At 33.6% G+C, this 19,090-nt stretch carries 19 protein-coding genes and 1 riboswitch; of the genes, 2 read left to right on the top strand and 17 right to left on the bottom strand.

Annotation, left to right across the window (positions count from 1 at the left end; all coding sequences use genetic code 11):
* Window positions 1–4: 4 nt before the first annotated feature.
* The 16 genes from AC1RPK_RS05610 to asnB all read right to left on the bottom strand — a co-directional run bounded on the left by AC1RPK_RS05610 (window position 5) and on the right by asnB (window position 16,923).
* Entirely contained in the window at window positions 5–298 is a 294-nt protein-coding gene (locus tag AC1RPK_RS05610; protein ID WP_409022375.1) for a YggT family protein, read from the bottom strand.
* A 21-nt stretch (window positions 299–319) separates the two neighbouring features.
* The gene (locus AC1RPK_RS05605; protein ID WP_481761683.1) at window positions 320–733 is read right to left on the bottom strand and encodes a cell division protein SepF; all 414 of its coding nucleotides are present in this window, start codon (window positions 731–733) and stop codon (window positions 320–322) included.
* A 32-nt stretch (window positions 734–765) separates the two neighbouring features.
* Complete coding sequence (ftsZ, locus tag AC1RPK_RS05600; RefSeq protein WP_481761682.1) at window positions 766–1,998, bottom strand: cell division protein FtsZ; 1,233 nt, start codon at window positions 1,996–1,998, stop codon at window positions 766–768.
* Between the two features lie 17 nt (window positions 1,999–2,015).
* Complete coding sequence (gene ftsA, locus AC1RPK_RS05595) at window positions 2,016–3,332, bottom strand: cell division protein FtsA (RefSeq protein WP_481761681.1); 1,317 nt, start codon at window positions 3,330–3,332, stop codon at window positions 2,016–2,018.
* 120 nt (window positions 3,333–3,452) lie between these two features.
* Window positions 3,453–4,301, bottom strand: a complete 849-nt coding sequence (locus AC1RPK_RS05590) for a cell division protein FtsQ/DivIB (RefSeq protein ID WP_409022371.1) — start codon at window positions 4,299–4,301, stop codon at window positions 3,453–3,455.
* An 18-nt stretch (window positions 4,302–4,319) separates the two neighbouring features.
* Window positions 4,320–5,420 carry an undecaprenyldiphospho-muramoylpentapeptide beta-N-acetylglucosaminyltransferase gene (gene murG, locus AC1RPK_RS05585; protein WP_409022370.1) on the bottom strand — a complete coding sequence of 367 codons (1,101 nt, stop codon included), beginning with the start codon at window positions 5,418–5,420 and terminating at the stop codon, window positions 4,320–4,322.
* A 1-nt stretch (window position 5,421) separates the two neighbouring features.
* Window positions 5,422–6,798, bottom strand: coding sequence for a UDP-N-acetylmuramoyl-L-alanine--D-glutamate ligase (murD, locus tag AC1RPK_RS05580; protein ID WP_481761680.1), 1,377 nt, complete (start codon window positions 6,796–6,798; stop codon window positions 5,422–5,424).
* Window positions 6,799–6,815: 17 nt separating this feature from the next.
* On the bottom strand, window positions 6,816–7,781 hold the full coding sequence (gene mraY, locus AC1RPK_RS05575) for a phospho-N-acetylmuramoyl-pentapeptide-transferase (RefSeq protein ID WP_409022368.1): 966 nt from the start codon (window positions 7,779–7,781) through the stop codon (window positions 6,816–6,818).
* Window positions 7,782–7,802: 21 nt separating this feature from the next.
* Window positions 7,803–9,275 (bottom strand): UDP-N-acetylmuramoyl-L-alanyl-D-glutamate--2,6-diaminopimelate ligase, encoded by a 1,473-nt coding sequence (locus AC1RPK_RS05570; protein WP_481761679.1) that lies wholly within the window; start codon window positions 9,273–9,275, stop codon window positions 7,803–7,805.
* Window positions 9,276–9,291: 16 nt separating this feature from the next.
* A complete protein-coding gene (locus AC1RPK_RS05565; protein ID WP_409022366.1) occupies window positions 9,292–11,457 on the bottom strand; it encodes a penicillin-binding transpeptidase domain-containing protein in 2,166 nt (721 codons plus the stop codon).
* The gene (gene ftsL / locus AC1RPK_RS05560; RefSeq protein ID WP_481761678.1) at window positions 11,454–11,822 is read right to left on the bottom strand and encodes a cell division protein FtsL; all 369 of its coding nucleotides are present in this window, start codon (window positions 11,820–11,822) and stop codon (window positions 11,454–11,456) included. Before ftsL ends, AC1RPK_RS05565 begins: the two co-directional genes overlap by 4 nt.
* Window positions 11,823–11,849: 27 nt before the next feature.
* Complete coding sequence (gene rsmH / locus AC1RPK_RS05555; RefSeq protein ID WP_481761677.1) at window positions 11,850–12,800, bottom strand: 16S rRNA (cytosine(1402)-N(4))-methyltransferase RsmH; 951 nt, start codon at window positions 12,798–12,800, stop codon at window positions 11,850–11,852.
* A gap of 27 nt (window positions 12,801–12,827) precedes the next feature.
* Complete coding sequence (mraZ, locus tag AC1RPK_RS05550) at window positions 12,828–13,259, bottom strand: division/cell wall cluster transcriptional repressor MraZ (RefSeq protein WP_481761676.1); 432 nt, start codon at window positions 13,257–13,259, stop codon at window positions 12,828–12,830.
* Window positions 13,260–13,433: 174 nt separating this feature from the next.
* On the bottom strand, window positions 13,434–13,802 hold the full coding sequence (locus tag AC1RPK_RS05545) for a DUF3397 family protein (RefSeq protein WP_409022362.1): 369 nt from the start codon (window positions 13,800–13,802) through the stop codon (window positions 13,434–13,436).
* A 12-nt stretch (window positions 13,803–13,814) separates the two neighbouring features.
* On the bottom strand, window positions 13,815–15,014 hold the full coding sequence (gene dapG, locus AC1RPK_RS05540) for an aspartate kinase (RefSeq protein ID WP_481761675.1): 1,200 nt from the start codon (window positions 15,012–15,014) through the stop codon (window positions 13,815–13,817).
* A 22-nt stretch (window positions 15,015–15,036) separates the two neighbouring features.
* Window positions 15,037–16,923 carry an asparagine synthase (glutamine-hydrolyzing) gene (gene asnB, locus AC1RPK_RS05535; RefSeq protein ID WP_481761723.1) on the bottom strand — a complete coding sequence of 629 codons (1,887 nt, stop codon included), beginning with the start codon at window positions 16,921–16,923 and terminating at the stop codon, window positions 15,037–15,039.
* Window positions 16,924–17,122: 199 nt separating this feature from the next.
* On the opposite strand from asnB, the gene AC1RPK_RS05530 reads away from it, so the two are divergent.
* Window positions 17,123–18,073 (top strand): magnesium transporter CorA family protein, encoded by a 951-nt coding sequence (locus tag AC1RPK_RS05530; protein WP_409022360.1) that lies wholly within the window; start codon window positions 17,123–17,125, stop codon window positions 18,071–18,073.
* A 63-nt stretch (window positions 18,074–18,136) separates the two neighbouring features.
* The gene (locus AC1RPK_RS05525) at window positions 18,137–18,247 is read left to right on the top strand and encodes a DUF4044 domain-containing protein (RefSeq protein ID WP_409022359.1); all 111 of its coding nucleotides are present in this window, start codon (window positions 18,137–18,139) and stop codon (window positions 18,245–18,247) included.
* A gap of 97 nt (window positions 18,248–18,344) precedes the next feature.
* Here the strand turns inward: AC1RPK_RS05525 and thiT are convergent, their stop codons facing one another.
* On the bottom strand, window positions 18,345–18,899 hold the full coding sequence (gene thiT, locus AC1RPK_RS05520; RefSeq protein ID WP_481761674.1) for an energy-coupled thiamine transporter ThiT: 555 nt from the start codon (window positions 18,897–18,899) through the stop codon (window positions 18,345–18,347).
* 46 nt (window positions 18,900–18,945) lie between these two features.
* Window positions 18,946–19,049: riboswitch (TPP riboswitch) on the bottom strand.
* Window positions 19,050–19,090: the final 41 nt, after the last annotated feature.

The following is a 19,090-nucleotide window of genomic DNA, read 5'->3' as shown; positions in this document are numbered from 1 at the left end:
ATCATTAGCCTCCAACATAAAGACGAATCAAAGTAGTCAGAAGTCCCATAACCCCATTTTGGATGAAGCTTAGCGCGATTATCGCAATAATTGGTGAAAAACTAATACCCCCAATTGCCGGGATAAAACGGTCAAAAAATGCAAGGTATGGTTGACAAATTTTACTTAAGAAATGGCCAACCGGCGTATTATAAGCGCCTGGAAACCATGACATTAAAACGTAAATGATAATTGCTAGCTCATAAGCATCAAAAGCCCACGTAATCACTTTAGCTAGAAATGTAATAAACTCAATCATTTGTATACCTCGATTTTTCTTTTATTCGAATTTTTCAAAAATATTATCTGCCATATTTCCTTCAACAGTAAATGAGTTTGGTGTACAAAGAAAAATATTATCGCCAATTCTTTGAATTGTTCCGTTAATAGCAAAAATTGTTCCGGACAAGAAATCAACAATCCGTTTAGATTGAACTTCATCCATTTTTTGAAAATTTACGACGATTGCTTGATTTTGCATTAAATGCGTTGCAATATCCTTAACATCAGAATAAATTCTAGGTTCAAATAAATTAATTTTTTGTGGTTGACTATATTTACCATTTATCGAAACGACTTTATTACTTTGATTCAATGACGAAGTCCGCATAGACTCTTCGGTTTGGTAATCATCATTTTCAAAATCATCTTCTTCAGCTAACCCAAAAAAACGACCAATTTTTTCAAAAGCCATAATATCCGTAACCTCCCCATTGATTCATTTAATTAATCTTTACGTCGTTTTCTGAAAAACGGTGGTGTACTTAAACTATCATCATTATTTGTTGCTAAATCATCAGTTTTGATATCATTCTTAAAGACATCAAAATTTGGTTTTTCAACATTTTCAAATTCTGTTGATTTTTTTTCTTCAGGTTGACTTGATGGGTGCATAATATCCCAATCGTCAAAACGATCTTCTTGCTTTTCAGCTAATGTTGCTTTAGGTGCATCAGTTCTTGGTAATGTTCGTGTACGAACTGTGGCTTTTTTTTCTTCTTTAACATCATCAATACCAGTTGCAATAACTGTTACGACGATTTCATCACCTAGGTCTTCATTAATTGACGTTCCAAAAATAATATTAATTTCATCAGTTGCAGCTTGTGAAATAATTTCAGAAGCTTCTTGCGCTTCGAAAAGACTCATATCAGCACCACCGGTGATATTAAGTAGAACTTGTTTTGCACCATCAATTGAAACTTCGAGTAATGGCGAAGAAATTGCTTTTTTTGTTGCTTCAGCAGTTCTATTTTCACCAGTAGCAGATCCAATTCCCATTAATGCAGTTCCTTGATCAGCCATCACTGTTTTAACATCAGCAAAATCTAAATTAATTAAACCGGGTGATGTAATTAATTCAGAAATACCTTGAACACCTTGACGTAAAACATTATCTGTTTCTTGGAATGCTTCAAGCATCGGTGTCTTCTTGTCAATGATTTCAAGTAAACGGTTATTAGCAATAACAACTAACGTATCAACTTGATCTCTCAGATTAGCTATTCCTTCAGCAGCAAAACGGCTACGTTTAGGTCCTTCAAATGTAAATGGACGTGTTACAATTCCGACTGTTAAAATGCCTTGATCTTTAGCGATTTTAGCTACAACAGGAGCAGCTCCTGTTCCTGTTCCACCACCCATTCCAGCAGTAACGAAAATCATATCAGCGCCATCAATAGCTTCGATAATTGCTTCTTCACTTTCTTGTGCAGCTTTACTACCAATATCTGGAGTTGCACCAGCACCTAATCCACGAGTCAATTTAGGACCCAATTGAATTTTAATTTCTGCCTTTGAGCTTTCCAATGCCTGAACATCAGTATTTAATGCAATAAACTCAACACCTGAAACATTTTCATCAATCATACGATTAACAGCATTACCACCAGCGCCACCGACACCAATTACTTTTATTACTGCGCCTTTATCTTCACTTGAGTCCAAAGAAAATTCCATTACTTACTTCCTCCTATTTAATCGAAAAATTCATTAAAAAAGTTTTTAACTGATTTTAATGGATCCCCTGATGTTTTTGGTTTTCTAGTTTTTTTAACTTTGTTTTTTACTTCTTGCTTCTTAGGTTTTTCGTTGTCTGGTTCAACAATACTATAACTTAATTGATCAATATCAAGTCCCATTGCACTTTTCACTAATAATGTGACTTCATCTTGCTCGACTGCATAATTAATCAATCCTAAGGCTTGTGCAAATGAAGGATAGCGTAATCCCATTTGATCAGGGACGTAGGTTTTAACTTGAACTTGCAAAATTTCTGATGCTAATTCTGTAATTCCTGGTAAAGCTGCAAGACCACCAGTTAAGATAACGCCACCTGGTAATTCTAACGCCTTGATAGCATCTAATGAACTTTTTATTTTATCTAAGATTTGAGAGATTCTTGCTTCAATAATCTCTGCTAAATATTTTTCAGAGATATTGATTGGCTCACTTTGTCCAACAACATCAACTGGGAAAACATCATCTTCTGATGCTAACTCAGAATTAGCAAATCCATAATTGCGTTTCAATTTTTCAGCATTTTCAACAGATGTATTAAGAACCACTGAGATATCTTTCGTGACAAAATCGCCACCCTCTTGGTCCACGTATGTAAATTTCAACTTATGATCATGAATCACTGAAGCAGTCGTTTGACCACCACCGAGATCAATAAGTACAGTACCAAAGTCTCTTTCGCCATCTGACATCGCAACTGATGCAAGTGCTAATGGGTTCACGATTGTTTCTCTGATAGTTAGCCCAGCATTTTCAACACATTTTTTTAAATTATGAATAATTGTTTTTGGGCCAGTATAAACTGATCCATGCATTTCTAATCTCACACCAATCATACCACGAGGATCCTTAATGCCATCAAATCCATCAACTACAAATTCATCAGCAATAATATCAATGATATCTCTTTCTGGTGGTAAATTTTGAACTAATGCTGCACTCGCAACATTCACAACATCTTCATTTGTAATTTCTTTTGATTCATCTGAAACGGCAATCATGCCGTTACAAGGAATAATTTGTAATAAATTAGCAGGAATACCAACATGTACTTCGTGAATCTGAATATTTGCTTTTTCTTCAGCTTGTTTAATAGCTTTTTGTACTGAAATTACAGCCTTATCAATATCGACTACAATTCCCCTATTCAAACCTTGTGAGCGTTCATTACCAATACCAATTACGTTCAATTGACCATTAACGTATTCAGAAACGATAACTTTAATTGATGTCGTACCGATATCTAACCCCACATATATACCTGCGTTACCCATCTGAAAAAGAACCTCCTTACAGCTTGCTTTTAATATTATTTTTTATAAGATATAGTACTCATATTTTACCACATTAAGACCTGATTTAGAAAGGATATCCCATAGGCCATACCAACTTTGTTAACTTTTCTTATTATATGGATAAGAATATGCACCCACTTCTAAATCAACGACACCTTTTTTCTTCATTTTAGATGAGATACTTGGATAGAAAGCCATTTTATCGGCAAAATTATCAATATTAGCAATAATTTTATTTCTGTCATTCATGTATATATATATTCGCTGATTATTCACTTTGGATGGTTGATAATCGATTTCTGATATTCCATTTCTGATTTTCATCGGAATTTTTTTATATTGTTTAACCATTTTTTGCAATATATTTGTTTGATTAAACTTAGAATACGTAGGATAATTCCCCACTGGTTGGTCAAATTTCTTACTTCCAATTGTCCCATTCAAAAATAATTGATAGTATGTTTTATTTTTATAAATATATCCTGCAAGATCATATTCATTAATAGAAAGTTTAACACCATTCCATTTATTATGGCTAACAGTTAGTGACTTCACCTGTGGCAATTCTTTTTTTATATCCTTTAAAATAGCTTTTTTTCTAAAAAACGCGTGGGATAATGGATCATTAATGTGTAAATTACTAGCATTTTCTACTTGTACTTTTGAAACTGTTTTTTCACCTGAAATACTAATATTTTGTATTTTACTTAATGGTGAAATAAAATATAGTGCAATTAAACCAATAATCAGAAACGAACCAATTATAATAATTAATTTTTGTTTTAGGGCATGATGTTGATATTTTTTTAATTTTGGTAATCGGTCACTAATTGTTTTGGGGTTTCCAAAAAAATCGAATCGTTTATTTTTCTTCTTTTTTTTCTCTTGTAAGGCCTCCCAAGGTGTCAATTCAGCTTTTTTTCTTTTTAAGAATTTATTTTTTGACATCTTATTTGGCCTCCTAACTTATTCTTTAATTTTGATTAAATCTTCCATAACCTTAATTAGATTATCTGCAGCATTGGGCACACCCATTTTACGTGAATTATTAGCCATCTGTCTTCTCACATCAGTATTGAGCATCATTTCATCTGAAACCATGACCAATTTTGATCCCGTTAACTTATCCTCAGTAATAAGCTTAGCTGCATTATTATCAACTAGACTCATTGCATTTTTTACTTGATGATTATTTGTAACATAAGGGCTAGGCACCAAAATAGATGGTAATCCAAGTGCAGTTATTTCTGCTATACTTGTTGCACCAGCACGTCCTAAAATGACAGAAATATGGCTTAATAAATTAGGCATATTATTTAAATATGGTTTTATCACAATATTTTTATTTAATTCTATCCCGTTTAAATCATTCATAATTTTATCGTAGTGAACGTTACCTGTAACAAATAAAATTTGATATGGTTTTTTATTTAATTCAGGAATTGCTTCAACCATTGCTTGATTAATTTTCGCAGCTCCTCTTGAACCACCAAAAACTAACATCGTTGGTACATCATCTAATAATCCATATTGCGATAATGCTTCAATTTCTGTTTCATTTACAACCTGTTGTGCGCGGGGATTCCCTGTGAAAACAACTTTTTTCTTAGGAAATTGATCTGCAACTGATTCAAAAGAAATAGCTACTTTATCAACAAAGTGGCTCAAAAATTTATTTGTTACACCTGCAACACTATTTTGTTCATGAACAATAGTTGGAATATGTAATCGAGCAGCAGCATAAACCACTGCACCACATACGTAACCGCCTGTTCCAATAACAATGTCTGGTTTAAATTCTTTAATCATTTTCTTTGCGTCTTTCACACTTTTTAAAAATAGTTGGACTGTCTTAATATTTTCTACTGATAACGATCTTTTAAATCCTTGAATTTTAATTGTTTTAAATGGAATTCCATTATCTGGAACGATTCGGCTCTCAAGTCCTTTTTCAGTCCCAACATATAAAAATTCAGCCGTTGGATCTTTTACTTTTAGCGCTTCAATAAGGGCCAACGCAGGGTAAATATGCCCGCCAGTGCCACCACCAGAAACAATAATTTTCATTTTATTTATCCTCTACTTGCATTAATTTTTCAACCGCTTCAATATATTTGTCACCACGTACTTCAAATGAAGGATATTGATCCCAACTAGCTGCTGCTGGGGATAACAATATAATATCATTGTTATCACTTAATTTATATGCTTCGGGAACAGCTGCAACAACATCAGTGACTTGCTTAATTTGAGTAATACCTGCCGCTTCTCCAGCATTTCGCATTAAATCAGCTGTTTCACCGAAAACAATCATTGCTTTTACATGTGCTTTAAGTACAGGCACCAATTTTTCAAACGTAAATCCTCTATCTAATCCACCAGCTAATAGTATAATTGGATTCGAAAATCCTTTTACAGCCATCTCAGTTGCTTCAATATTAGTTGCCTTTGAATCATTATAGAATTTGCGATTATGCCATGCGCTAACAAACTGTGTACGGTGGCGTACTCCTGTAAATGTCGATAATACTTCTTGAATAGCAGTATTTGTTACACCTTTAATTTTAGCAGTTACGATAGCTGCAAGCGCATTTTCAATATTATGTTCACCAGGAATATTAACTTCATCCGATTTCATAATGAATTCATTCTGATAGTAAATATTTCCGTCTTTTACATAAGCCCCTGTTTCAATTTCATCTAATCTAGAAAATGGCACAATGTTAGCAGAACTTGTTTTAGCTAGTTCACGAAGTTCTTTTAAATCCCAATTGACAACAAGAAAATCACTAGAATCTTGATTTTCAGTTATTCTCATTTTTGCTTTCACATAATTTTCTCGAGTTTTATGGTAATCCGTATGTGCCTCATAAATATTAGTAATAACGGCTATTTCTGGTTTCAATTTATCAATGCCACATAATTGAAAACTTGATAATTCAGCTACAATAATATCATTTTTGGTTACCTTTTTTGCTACGGCAACAGATGGAACACCAATATTTCCAGCGACAAATGCACGTCCTTGCTTTCTTTCTTGATTTAACATCAATGAAATCAGCGTCGTTGTAGTTGTCTTACCATTCGTTCCTGTAACCCCGATCATTGGCGCTTCAGAAATTTCATAAGCAAGCTCTGGTTCTGTAATAATAGGTAAACCTTTTTCCATTGCCTTTTCAATAAGTAAATTTGTATATGGAATTCCAGGGTTTTTTACGACTAACTCAAAATCCTCATCTAGTAAAGAGAGTGGGTGTCCGCCCGTAATCACTTTGATTCCTTCAGCCAAAAGCTCTTTAGCTTCAGGGTTATCATCAATATTTTTATGATCATTCACAGTCACAAATGCGCCTAAATCTTTTAAAAGTTTGGCTGCATTCAAGCCACTCTTTGCTAAACCTACAACTAGAACCTTTTTATTTTGATAATTCGTAATATTTTTCATTCCAATTAAATCTCCCTTTATAAAATGACTAGTAACGTTAAAATCGCAGCAATTAACCCAATAGTCCAAAAGACAATATCAATTTTCCATTCATTCCAACCACTCATTTCAAAATGATGATGAATTGGGCTCATCTTGAATATGCGTTTACCTGTTAATTTAAATGAAGCTACTTGTAAAATAACACTTGCCGTCTCACAAACAAATATAATACCAATAAAAATGAGTGATAGTTCTTGGTGTAATAAAATTGAAACGGTTGCTAATGCACCACCTAATGCTAACGATCCCATATCTCCCATGAAAACTTTAGCTGGTTTATGATTAAACCAAATGAACGCAATTAATGCGCCAATGACAGATAAACAAAAAATAAGTACATCCTTTTGTTGTTGTACTTGCGCAACAACTGCATATGCACCGAATGCAATAATTGATTGACCTGAAACAAGACCGTCAATTCCATCAGTTAAATTAACCGCATTAGAGAATCCAACAAGCCAAATAATAATGAATACAGCATAAAGAATACCGATTGAGACCTCACCAAAACCAAAGACATTAATTGCAAGTGGCAAATGTTCATGGACATAAACGACGGTGAAGATTAATCCACCAACTATTTGACCCAATAATTTTTGCCAAGGCTTTAAACCTTCATTTTGTCGTTTGAATAATTTGATACTGTCATCCCAAAATCCTAAAATAGCATATAAAAATAAGATGAAAATCATAATCATCATCGCTGGTGTCATAGAATTAGCCCATATACCTGTCCAAATTGCAGTAATAATAATAGCAATATTAAAGACAAATCCACCCATTGTTGGTGTACCAGACTTTTTCTCATGCCATTTTGGTCCTTCTTCTCTAATCATTTGCCCTTGTTTACGTATTCTAAAATAGCCAATAAATAATGGCATAAACATAAACGTTAATGCGAATCCACTTACCAACGGTATAAACATTTCTGGTTTAGTCATTGTCTTATCCTCACTCAATTCTTATTTTTTATTTAATGCTCCCGATGCTTCTTCAACATCGTCAAAATGCACTTTTTCTCGACCAAGAATTTGATAATCTTCATGACCTTTACCAGCAATTAAAATAACATCTCCTGGTTGCGCCTTTTTTATTGTTTGAGCAATTGCATCGTGTCGATCCATTATAACAGTTGCTCTATTTTCTGGAATTCCAGTCAGCATGTCTGCCATAATTTCCTTAGGATCTTCAGTTCTAGGATTATCCATAGTAAATACTGGGTAATCACTATGGTCAGCAGCAATTTTTGCCATTTTAGGACGTTTTCCTTTATCACGATCACCACCGCAGCCAACAATGCAATAAATTTTATTTTGTGCAAAATCTTGTATTGTCTCTAAGACATTTAATAACCCATCTGGTGTGTGCGCGTAATCTACAATTACACTGATACCCGTTTTAGAAGGCACTAATTGAAAACGACCTTTAACACCAGTCACTTTTTCAAGTGATTTAATAATTTGTGTTTCATCAAGTCCAGCAGCATATGCGGCACTAAACGCAGCAAGCATATTATAAACATTAAACAAGCCGATTAATTGCATTGTAACATGAGTTGTTTCACCAAAAAGAATTAAATCAAACTCAGTTCCATGACTCTTAATTTCAATATTTTTAGCTTGAATCATGGCATCATCATTTTCGATACCGTAAGATAATATTTGAGCAGAAGTAAACTGAGTAAACGTTCGAGCCACTGGGTCATCAAAATTTAAAACAGCCACTTTTGAGTCGCCTGATTCAGTATAATGATTACCCAACTGAGCAAATAACATACTTTTTGCATGTGCATAATTTTCCATTGTTTTATGAAAATCTAAATGATCTTGTGTCAAATTTGTAAAAACTGCGATATCAAAATCAATACCCCATACACGTCCTAAGACTAACGCATGTGAAGAAACTTCCATTGCAACAGTTTCAACTTTTTCTTGTTTCATTTGTGCTAAAGTTCTTTGCAATGTAATAACATCTGGAGTTGTATTATTCGAAGGATACAGTGTATCATTTATTTTACGATACATTGTACCGATTAAACCTGTTTTTTGATTTAAGTCACGATAAATTTGTTCAATCAAATGTGTAACAGTCGTCTTACCATTTGTACCAGTAACACCAATCATTCTCATCTGCTGACTTGGGACGCCATAAAATGCATCGGCAAGAATTGCCATCGCACGATTTGTATCTTGGACATAAACGACTGGAACAGGTACATCAACTGGTTTACGAGCAATAATAATCTTCGCACCTTTTTCAACCGCTTGATTCACAAAATCATGTCCATCAACTGTATAACCTTCAACAGCAACAAATAGACTATCTTCAACAACTTCTCTTGTATCTTGTGTTAATAGCTTAATATCTAACTCTGAATCAATCGCCGTTGATACTCGTTTAAATTTTAAACTTTGGATTAATTTATCTGCTCTCATATCTATATTCACCTTTTTATTTTAACGTTAATTTCACCATAGTTGATTTTTTAACAACTGTATTCGCCTTAATACTTTGAGCTGCTACATAACCACTACCCGTTGTCGTTAAGTTTAGTTTCATTAATTCTGCAGCATTCACCGCATCACTCTTTGACCAACCGGTTAAATCAGGCATAATCATTTCACCATTTGTTAATAACAATATTTTACGTCCGGATAATACAGTCGTTCCAGCAGGTGGATACTGATTAGCTACCGTTCTGCCATGTCCGATAACTGCAATATCTAGATTTTGTTCGTTTAATTTTGTTTTAGCTGATGAAGTTGAACTATTTGTAACGTCTGCTACTGTTACATTAGTCTTTGCAGTTGATACCGCTGTTGAACTGTCTTCTTCTAAAGTCCTCTTCATCAATGGATTAAATATTTGTGCCAAAATAGCATTACCACTGGTACCTTGCATATTTTGTGGTTGTTTCATCGTTACATACATAATATATTTTGGATCTTTGGCCGGCGCCATACCTACAACTGAAAAGACATAATTTGCATCACCCGTTAGATATCCAGTTCCATTTGGATCCGAAATTTGGGCAGTTCCTGTTTTTGCAGCTATCTTGTAACCATCAATTTTAAAGGCATTACCGGTCCCATAATTTTTGTAGATAACATCTTGCATCATGCTTAATACTTCTTTAGACGTTGATTTTTTAATAACTTGTCCTAAATTTGTTGTTTTAGCTTGATACGTTGTTTTTCCAGTATTAGGATCTACAATTTTATCCACAAGCGTTGGTTTGATCATCTTACCGTTGTTTGCAAATGCCGTAAAACCTTGCATCATTTGCATAGTTGTCACATTTATTCCTTGACCAAAAGCTGTATCTGCTTGTTCAATTGGGTATTGAAATTCAATACTACCTTTTGCTTCATTAGCTAATCCCAGATTTGTACTTTCCAGGAAACCAAATTTTTTAATATATTTAAGCCAAGCAGTATGCCCCATCGCTTGTTCCAACTTAGCCATACCAACATTACTTGAACGAGCGAAACCTTCACGATAAGTGATTAAACCCCAACCAGATGTATTCCAATCAGGAACAATCTTAGTTCCCACTTTTAAAACACCTGATTTATAGACGGCATTCTCATTGTAGGCATTATTTTCAATAGCAGCTGCCATTGTAAATACTTTCATAGTCGAGCCAGGTTCATAACTATCTTCAATTAGCGTATTACGCCACATCTTTGAAATACCACTTTTGGTATCTGCATTAAATGTAGGCCGTTGACTTCCTGCCAAAATTTTTCCATTTTTAGCATTCATTATAACAACATTCATTGATTTAGGATTATATGTTTTTTGTACGTTAGTTAGAGTTGTTTCAAGATACGTTTGTAATTTTGTATCAATGGTTGTATAAATATTATTTCCATTTTCAACTTTTTTTGTTTTTGTCTTTGAGTTTGGTAGTTGGTAACCATAACTATCTTTTTGGACCTTTTTTAACCCGTCTGTTCCACTTAATTGTTTATTAAATGCTAATTCTAGTCCCATTACACCAGATAAAGTTGAATCACCTTTTTTTGAAGTGCTTTTTGTCACACCAATTAAATGTGATGCAAAAACACCATTTGGATATAATCTTGCTTGTGTTTCAGTGAAATAAATACCTTTTAAATCTGCTGATTCTATCTTGTTTTTTGTTTCCAAAGATAAGTTTTTACCAGAATTACCAAATTCAACTTGGTAAGTTCCTTTTTTTGCATTCAAAATATTGTAAACTTTAGATTCTTTCATTCCAATCGCATCACTAATAACTTTTGCAGCTTTACTCTTATCAGTAACGTATAACGCTTTGTTATTTGCACCAACATATGATTTTGATAGAACTGCATAAATTGAGTAGTTTGTTGTATCTTCAGCAATCGGTTGATTTGAATCATCATAAATGGTTCCTCTATTTGCTTTATCAATTCGACTATTTTCATAAAGTGCCTGTGTTTGGCTACTTAAATTAACATCTGAAACTTTTCCACCTATTACAATATAAGAAAAACGAATGATAAACATCAAAAGAATCGCTAAAACGGCCAGGATTAGTAGCACACCAAACCTTTGCCTATTTCTACGTTTCTTTTTCATGTCATTTATCATCCGTTGCTTTTGATTATTCATTTCGTTACATTCCTTATTCTACTCTCACTTAAATTAAGACCATTTTTATTAGCGATACTATTTAATCGATCATTACTGGCAAGTTCGTTCACTTCTTGTGTCAAATCAGAACTCTTAGTTTGAATAGCTGTTATTTCGCTGTTAATATTTTGTAAAAATTGACTACTATTAGACAACTCTACCTGAGATGAAACTAGCATAAGCATAAGTACCAAAGAAATTGCACCAATTAAACCAAATAATGATTTTTCAATTCTAGAAAATGCAACACTTTGTGATCCCACTGTTTTTTTATGTATAGGTTGTTGTCTTGGATTTTCTTTATATTCTCTTGGCATTTGTCGTGCTGTGCTATTTTGTGCCATGATATGTAACCCCTTTATTATAAAATATTATTTTTTCAATCGTTTTATAATTCTCAATTTTGCTGAATGTGCACGCCTATTATTCTGTAATTCTAATTCTGATGGTAAAATTGGCTTTTTATTAACTAGTGCATAATTTGGCTGAATATTATCTGGAATTACAGGTAAACCCGGTGGTAACTCTGGTAAACTTGTTCGTTCCTTAAACATCGTTTTGACCAATCTATCTTCTAATGACTGAAATGTAATAACGCTAACTTGCCCCTTAACATTAATTAAATCAATTGCTTGCTCTAATGAATCTTCTAAAACACCCAATTCATCATTAACCGCAATTCGAATAGCTTGAAAAACTTTTTTAGCAGGGTGCCCACCTGTTCGTCTTGCACGAGCCGGAATACCCATTTTAATTAATTCAACTAATTGACTAGTTGTAACAATTTCTTCATTTTCTCTAGCATTTTCAATCTGACGAGCAATTGACTTTGCAAATTTTTCTTCACCATATCTAAAAAAGATTCTAATAAGTTCTTGATATGTCCAATTATTAACAATCTCTTTAGCTGTTAATTCTGCACTTAAATCCATCCTCATATCTAACGGCGCATCGTGCTGATAACTGAAGCCTCGTTCTGCGACATCAAATTGTGGGGATGATACACCTAAGTCATAGAGTACACCATCTACTTCCGTGACATTAAGTTCCAGTAACGCGGCTTTTAAATCTTTAAAATTGCGTTTAATAAACGTAACTTGTCCATTTTCTATGTATTTTTTTAAATGCCCTTCATTATAAGTAATCGCTGTTTGATCTTGGTCAAAAGCATATAAATGTCCCTCCGTACTTAGTTGAGACAGGATTAGGGCACTATGTCCACCGCCACCCAAAGTACAATCAACATATATACCATCTGGTTTAATAGCCAACCCATCTACTGCTTCATTTAGTAGTACTGTTTCATGTTCAAATGTCGTCATAGTTTTATCCCCTTTCATACGTGTTATTTAAAATCCAAAATCAATCATATTTTCTGCAATTTCATCAAAATTTTCTGATGCACTCTCTGAAAAACTATTCCATCGATCTTCACTCCATACTTCGAATCTGTTTGAAACACCTACTAGCACACATTTTTTTTCTAAATCAGCATGTGTTCTTAAAGGAACTGGAATATTAATACGGCCTTGTTTATCAAATTCACATTCTGTAGCTGCAGAATATAAAAATCTTACAAAAGCCCGTGAATCTTTTTTTGTTAAAGGGAGTGTTTTAAGCTTTTCTTCTAGGAGTGTCCACTCTGTTTGTGTATATCCGAATAAACAACCATCCATACCTCGAGTAATAACAAATTTCTCACCTAATTCCTCACGAAATTTAGCTGGAATAATTAATCTACCTTTAGTATCTAAAGTGTGTTTAAATTCGCCCATAAACATTGTGTACAGCCCCCCTTCATAGTAACTATTTAAATTTTACCACAATGCCCCACATTCCACCACTGAATTCCCCAATATTATGATTTTAAATGATAATATACAAAAAAACACTCAATCCTTTTTAGATTAAGTGTTTTTTACATTACTTATAATTAAAAATGTAGGACGATATCCTTAAAATAGTACTAAAAAGAGAAGCATTAAGAGGTACCATCCAAGCATATAAATATCAGTAATTTTCCAAATGGTCTTGAAAAATTTTGCATAAATTAATTCTCCATCTCGATACGCATACATAAGCGCACTAGCAATACCAATTAAGCACCAAGAAAATATTATAAATGGTGTAATCGATAAATTAAACTCTCGTACTGATAAAATATGTGTCAATAAAAGAAGTAATGGTGGTAAAAAATCAATGATTTGCAACCGTTTAGGCCAATTTTTACGTAAAATACGTTTAAGTAAAGTTAAAATTAGAATATATCCAAATATTAAAATTATCGACCCATACCAAGTTCCAAAAAATGGTAAAAGTTTCATAAATTACCCCTTTTAGATACTGCTTAAAAAGACATCATGTAATGCATTAACAGCAGTTTTTAAATCGTCCTGTTGAACTAAAATCCAAATTGTCGTATAACTATCAGTTGTTTGAAGAATATTAATATCCTTCTCAGCTAGTGCTGTTACAATTTTGGCCGTAACACCTGGTGTTCCAGTCATCCCCGCTCCCACAATTGAAACTTTCGCACAGTTTGGAAGCACTGAGACATCAATTCCAGCATCTACTAAAAGTTGTTTAGCTTTTTTTTCATCATCATTGAACAAATTAAAGAGGACTTTGCCAGGTGAGATATTAATAAAATCAACGCTCAAATTATTATTGGACATCAAATTAAAAACATCTTTTGGAGCATGATTAACTGTTTTAATTGTAAATTGACTGAGTCCAGTCACATGAGCAATACCAGTTACACTACGATAATGCTTTACACCTAAGTTTCGGTCGGTCACAAGGGTTCCCATCTCTTCAGGACTTTGCCAAGTTGAGCGAATCCGAACTGGAACATGGGCTTGTTGCGCAATTTCCACTGCACGAGGATGGATAACTTTCGCACCTTCATGAGCCATATTTGCAACTTCTTCATAACTGACTGTTTCTAGAAATTTTGCCTTTGTAACTAATCTAGGATCGGCAGTCATCATCCCTGACACGTCAGTAAAAATATCGACACGTTCAGCATCTAATGCTGCTCCAAGTAATGCAGCTGTCGTATCACTTCCACCACGCCCAATAGTCGTCGTTTGACCTTTACTTGTAGCACCTTGGAACCCAGTCACAACTAAAACATCAGCATCTTTAAATGCCTCATCAATTAAATCAGTATTAATGTTAATTACTTTAGCATTCTGAAATTCATCAGTTGTTTCAACTCCAGCATCCTGCCCTGTTAAAGCAGCAGCTTTAATGCCTTCCTTATTCAATAATTCAGAAAAAACTGCGGCAGAAATAGTTTCACCAACAGAAACAATCATATCAAGTTCTCTATTAGAAAGTAATGATTGCTCTCCATCGACAAGTCCTAATAATGAATCAGTTGCATAAGGTGCACCTTTACGCCCAATTGCTGAAACAACGACAACGACTTGATACCCTTTATCAACTGAATATTTTACGTGTTTTAAAGCTGCTCGTCTCGACTCATCGTCTTGAACCGATGTGCCACCAAACTTCTGAACCATAATTGTCATTATTTTGAACTCCCACTATTTATTATTTAGCTTTTTCTGTTACTGTTTTACTATCTTCTAATATGTCACTTTCAATGTAAATACGATGCCATACCATAAATGTTAAGACAGTCCATATTTTTCTGGAGTTATCTCTAACACCAGCACGATGTTCATCCAATAAATCTATGAAATATTGTTTGTTAAAAAATTCATCTGTTTGAGAATCATTAATAATTTGTTTAGCCCAGTCATACATTTCGTCTTTTAACCAAAAACGAATAGGCACAGGGAAACCTAATTTTTTACGATTTAAAACATGGTCAGGAACGATACCTTCAGCAGCTTTGCGTAAAGCATACTTGGTTGTTCCATGTGCAATTCTCAAATCTGCAGGCACTTCAGAAGCAACTGCAAAAACTTCTTTATCCAAAAATGGTGTTCTCAATTCTATGCTGTGTGCCATTGTTGTACGATCGGCATTATGCAATAAATCTCCATTTAACCATGTATGCATATCAATAAATTGCATTTGATCTATTTTATTGTAATCTTTTGATGCATTATAATATTGGCCAGTAATACTTTGGAATGGATGATTTTTATTATAGTCTTTAAAGAATGCTTCTTTTTCTTTTTCATTAAAAATAAAAGCATTACCAACGTAACGATCCTCCATTGGTGTCGTGCCTCGAAGAAGGAAACTTTGTCCACGCATCCCTTTAGGCATCATTTGAGCAATTTTATTCAACGCACCATTAATTGGTTTAGTGTATTTAAATCCTTTTAATGATTCAGGTTCATGATAAATAGTGTAACCACCAAATAGTTCATCAGCACCTTCACCCGTCAATGCAACTTTAACACGTTTTCTGGCCTCTTTAGCAAGGAAATATTGAGGCACAGCAGCCGGATCAGCCAAGGGATCATCCATATTCCAAATAAAATGTGGAAAAGCCTTCATAAATGCTTCAGCCGTAATAACAGAACTAAAATTAGCGACATTTAATTTTTCTGCGGTTTCTTGCGCAACATCTATTTCACTATAGCCTTCACGTTCAAATCCAACTGAAATTGTTTCTAATTTTGGATTTAATTCTTTAGCAATAGCAACAATAATAGACGAATCAATTCCACCAGATAAGAATGAACCAACTGGTACATCGGCACGCATATGCTTATCAACTGAATCAATTAAGACGTCTTTAATACGTTTAATATATGTCTCTTCTGGACGAACTACTGGATGAAATTCGGCAGAAAAATATCGTGTAATGACTGGCTTCTCGCCTAATTTTTTCGTTAAATAATGTCCAGGTTGTAACATATCAATTTCTTTAGTTAACGTTTCTGGTTCTGGTACAAATTGGAATGTCATATAATCTTGAAGTGCATCTTTATCAAATGTCTTATTTTTTAAAACTTTATAAATAGCTTTACTTTCCGAACCATAATAAAAATTGTCATCTGCTATAGCGTAATAAAATGGTTTAATCCCAAATTGATCACGGGCAGCAAAAAGTGTTTTTTCTTGCGTATCCCAGATAACAAATCCAAACATTCCGCGGAATTGCTTAACAGCTTCTGCACCGTACTTAGCATACATACCTAAAATGACTTCTGAATCAGAATCTGTTTTAAATTCATAACCATCAGCAACTAATGCTTCACGTAGTTCAATATAATTATAGATTTCACCGTTGAAAGTTAACCAGTAACGTTCATTTTCATATGAAAGTGGTTGGTGTCCGCCTTCTAAATCAATAATACTTAATCTTCTAAATCCCATTGTTATATCATCATCACTAAAATAACCTGAATCATCAGGACCACGGTGAACAATCATTTTTGTCATATTATGAACAATTTTATCGTAATCATCATTGGTATTTTTTTGTCTGTCGCTCAATACACCTGCAAATCCACACATATTTTCATCCCTCATTTTCATAAAAATCAATGTCTTATATTATAGATGATTCTACCATATATTTCAATTTAGGTTACAGTTATGTTTACTATTATAGCGTATTTGAACTAATCTTAACAACTAGATGTCTGAATTAACGAAAGCTTAAAAAATTTGGTATACTATGTATTATGTTATTCGAATAAAGGGGACTTTGATATTGATAGAATATTATACATCAACTGAGTTAGGTACAATTCAAAAAATAAAAGAATACAGTAAATCATGTTGGATTAACGTTACAAATCCTTCTGAAATAGAAATAAATGAACTTATTAAAAAGTATGCTATACCACGAGACTATATGACCGCTATTTCAGATGATCAAGAAAATTCAAGAACTGAAGGATTGTCTCAAAATATTGTTCCTGACTTAGTCTTAATGCAGTACCCTCATCGCATTAGAAACTCGCTAGGCTACTTAGAATACCAAACGTTTCCTTTTTCAATTATCTTAGCAGATGATGCAATAATTACAGTCTCAAATAGTGAACCAGATTTTATCAGTAAATTTATCGCGGATAGTCCAATTCATCAAATTAAAACGATAACATCGGATCAATTCACTTTGAAATTACTTTGGTATCTATCACAAAGTTTTGTCGTTGCGTTAAAATCTATCATTCAAGAAACCGAAAATTTAGAAAAATCACTTGCTAAAGCAACTAAAAATGAGCAATATTATCAAATGATGTCAATGCAAAAAAGTTTAGTTTATTTTGATGCTGCTTTAAAGAAAAATAATCCAGTACTTCAATCTATGGTTGACTCAAATGAGCATTTCAAACAAAAGGCAACTGATGATTTACTCACAGATGTTTTAATCGAGAACCAACAAGCCGAAACAATGACAAGCATTCAAACTAAAATATTAGAGAATTATGGTGAAATGGTTTCATCAGTTATTTCAAACAATTTAAATATTATCATGAAGGTCTTAACGTCGATGACGATTATTTTAACGATACCAACAATCGTTGGCGGTATGTTCGGCATGAACGTATCCCTTCCTGGTGCAGACACTCATTTTTCATTCTGGTGGTTACAATTAATCACGTTAATAATTTGTTTATTAACTGCTTATTATTTAAAGAAAAATGACTACTTTTAAGTTGACATTTTACTTATAAAAAAGTTATAGTTACACTATTAGATTTGAGAGGGTGGGTAAAACATGAAGAAAAAGAAATCTACATTCCAAAAAATCACAATGTTTGTCGTGTGGTTAATGATTCTTGTAACAGTCGGTGGTGTCGTTTTAACCGCAGTTATGTCAATCGCTTAATTTAAAAATAAAAATTTTAAAGGTTCCCAGCTTAATTAGCTAGGAACCTTTTTTATAAAAAAAGGCGGATTATTATATCCGTCTTTTTCTGTCTATTCTATTTAGCTAGGAAGATTCCTGGACTTTTTTTAAGTATGATACTAAGTATCAAGGTAGCAATAATCATGTTAATAATCATACTCCCACCATTGACAACTGCTGAGTACACAACTGGAGAAAGCCCCCATTGAACATATTTTGACCAAAAAATGATACCAGCCATAAAATGAGCACTGTATTTTAGAAATACAGCTATTAAAATCGCAAAAGTCAGTGATTGTATGGCACCACGCATATTTTTAGTACGCAACTGACTTAAAAAACGAGCAGAGAATAACCCAGAAAATCCTAGTACCAAATTAGCAACTGGATACTCTAAGATAGCCTGAACCGGCGTTAATACAAACGCAGTTCCAATTAAAATAGGTAATATACCATATAGTAACCCAATAATTAATCCCATTTTTAATCCGCGTCGTAAACTGTATACCACAATAGGTAACACACCTAGTGCAATATCAATATTTGGCGGATTAGGAACAAATGATAGCGCCATTGCTAAAGCGGCCATAACGACCCCTTCTAGTAATATCAATAATTTTTTTCTTTCCAACAAAAAAACCTCCTTTGACTTAGTAAACCAAGCACAAAGAAGGTGTTAATCTTCTACACACAATTCCTACGTTTGCATTAACAAACAGGTTCCAAGGGTCTGAATTTCTTCACTCTCAGCCAAAATTAATCGGCTCCCCTTTGTGTTGGTCTCCGATTAATAATATCGCATACATCCTGAAAAACGTCAAG

This window comes from Dellaglioa sp. CoH-55-MRSF-6, from assembly GCF_056782215.1.
Note: the sequence above shows the minus strand (reverse complement) of the source record. Positions and strands in the feature narration are given on the sequence as shown.

What these genes read in the sequence shown, in the direction of transcription:
- AC1RPK_RS05570 (WP_481761679.1), bottom strand. Translation starts at nt 9,275, where the DNA reads ATGAGAGCAGATAAATTAATCCAAAGTTTAAAATTTAAACGAGTATCA.
- ftsA (WP_481761681.1), bottom strand. Translation starts at nt 3,332, where the DNA reads ATGGGTAACGCAGGTATATATGTGGGGTTAGATATCGGTACGACATCA.
- AC1RPK_RS05565 (WP_409022366.1), bottom strand. Translation starts at nt 11,457, where the DNA reads ATGAATAATCAAAAGCAACGGATGATAAATGACATGAAAAAGAAACGT.
- AC1RPK_RS05590 (WP_409022371.1), bottom strand. Translation starts at nt 4,301, where the DNA reads ATGTCAAAAAATAAATTCTTAAAAAGAAAAAAAGCTGAATTGACACCT.
- murG (WP_409022370.1), bottom strand. Translation starts at nt 5,420, where the DNA reads ATGAAAATTATTGTTTCTGGTGGTGGCACTGGCGGGCATATTTACCCT.
- murD (WP_481761680.1), bottom strand. Translation starts at nt 6,798, where the DNA reads ATGAAAAATATTACGAATTATCAAAATAAAAAGGTTCTAGTTGTAGGT.
- ftsZ (WP_481761682.1), bottom strand. Translation starts at nt 1,998, where the DNA reads ATGGAATTTTCTTTGGACTCAAGTGAAGATAAAGGCGCAGTAATAAAA.
- ftsL (WP_481761678.1), bottom strand. Translation starts at nt 11,822, where the DNA reads ATGGCACAAAATAGCACAGCACGACAAATGCCAAGAGAATATAAAGAA.
- AC1RPK_RS05610 (WP_409022375.1), bottom strand. Translation starts at nt 298, where the DNA reads ATGATTGAGTTTATTACATTTCTAGCTAAAGTGATTACGTGGGCTTTT.
- mraY (WP_409022368.1), bottom strand. Translation starts at nt 7,781, where the DNA reads ATGACTAAACCAGAAATGTTTATACCGTTGGTAAGTGGATTCGCATTA.
- AC1RPK_RS05525 (WP_409022359.1), top strand. Translation starts at nt 18,137, where the DNA reads ATGAAGAAAAAGAAATCTACATTCCAAAAAATCACAATGTTTGTCGTG.
- mraZ (WP_481761676.1), bottom strand. Translation starts at nt 13,259, where the DNA reads ATGTTTATGGGCGAATTTAAACACACTTTAGATACTAAAGGTAGATTA.
- AC1RPK_RS05605 (WP_481761683.1), bottom strand. Translation starts at nt 733, where the DNA reads ATGGCTTTTGAAAAAATTGGTCGTTTTTTTGGGTTAGCTGAAGAAGAT.
- dapG (WP_481761675.1), bottom strand. Translation starts at nt 15,014, where the DNA reads ATGACAATTATGGTTCAGAAGTTTGGTGGCACATCGGTTCAAGACGAT.
- AC1RPK_RS05545 (WP_409022362.1), bottom strand. Translation starts at nt 13,802, where the DNA reads ATGAAACTTTTACCATTTTTTGGAACTTGGTATGGGTCGATAATTTTA.
- rsmH (WP_481761677.1), bottom strand. Translation starts at nt 12,800, where the DNA reads ATGACGACATTTGAACATGAAACAGTACTACTAAATGAAGCAGTAGAT.
- asnB (WP_481761723.1), bottom strand. Translation starts at nt 16,923, where the DNA reads ATGTGTGGATTTGCAGGTGTATTGAGCGACAGACAAAAAAATACCAAT.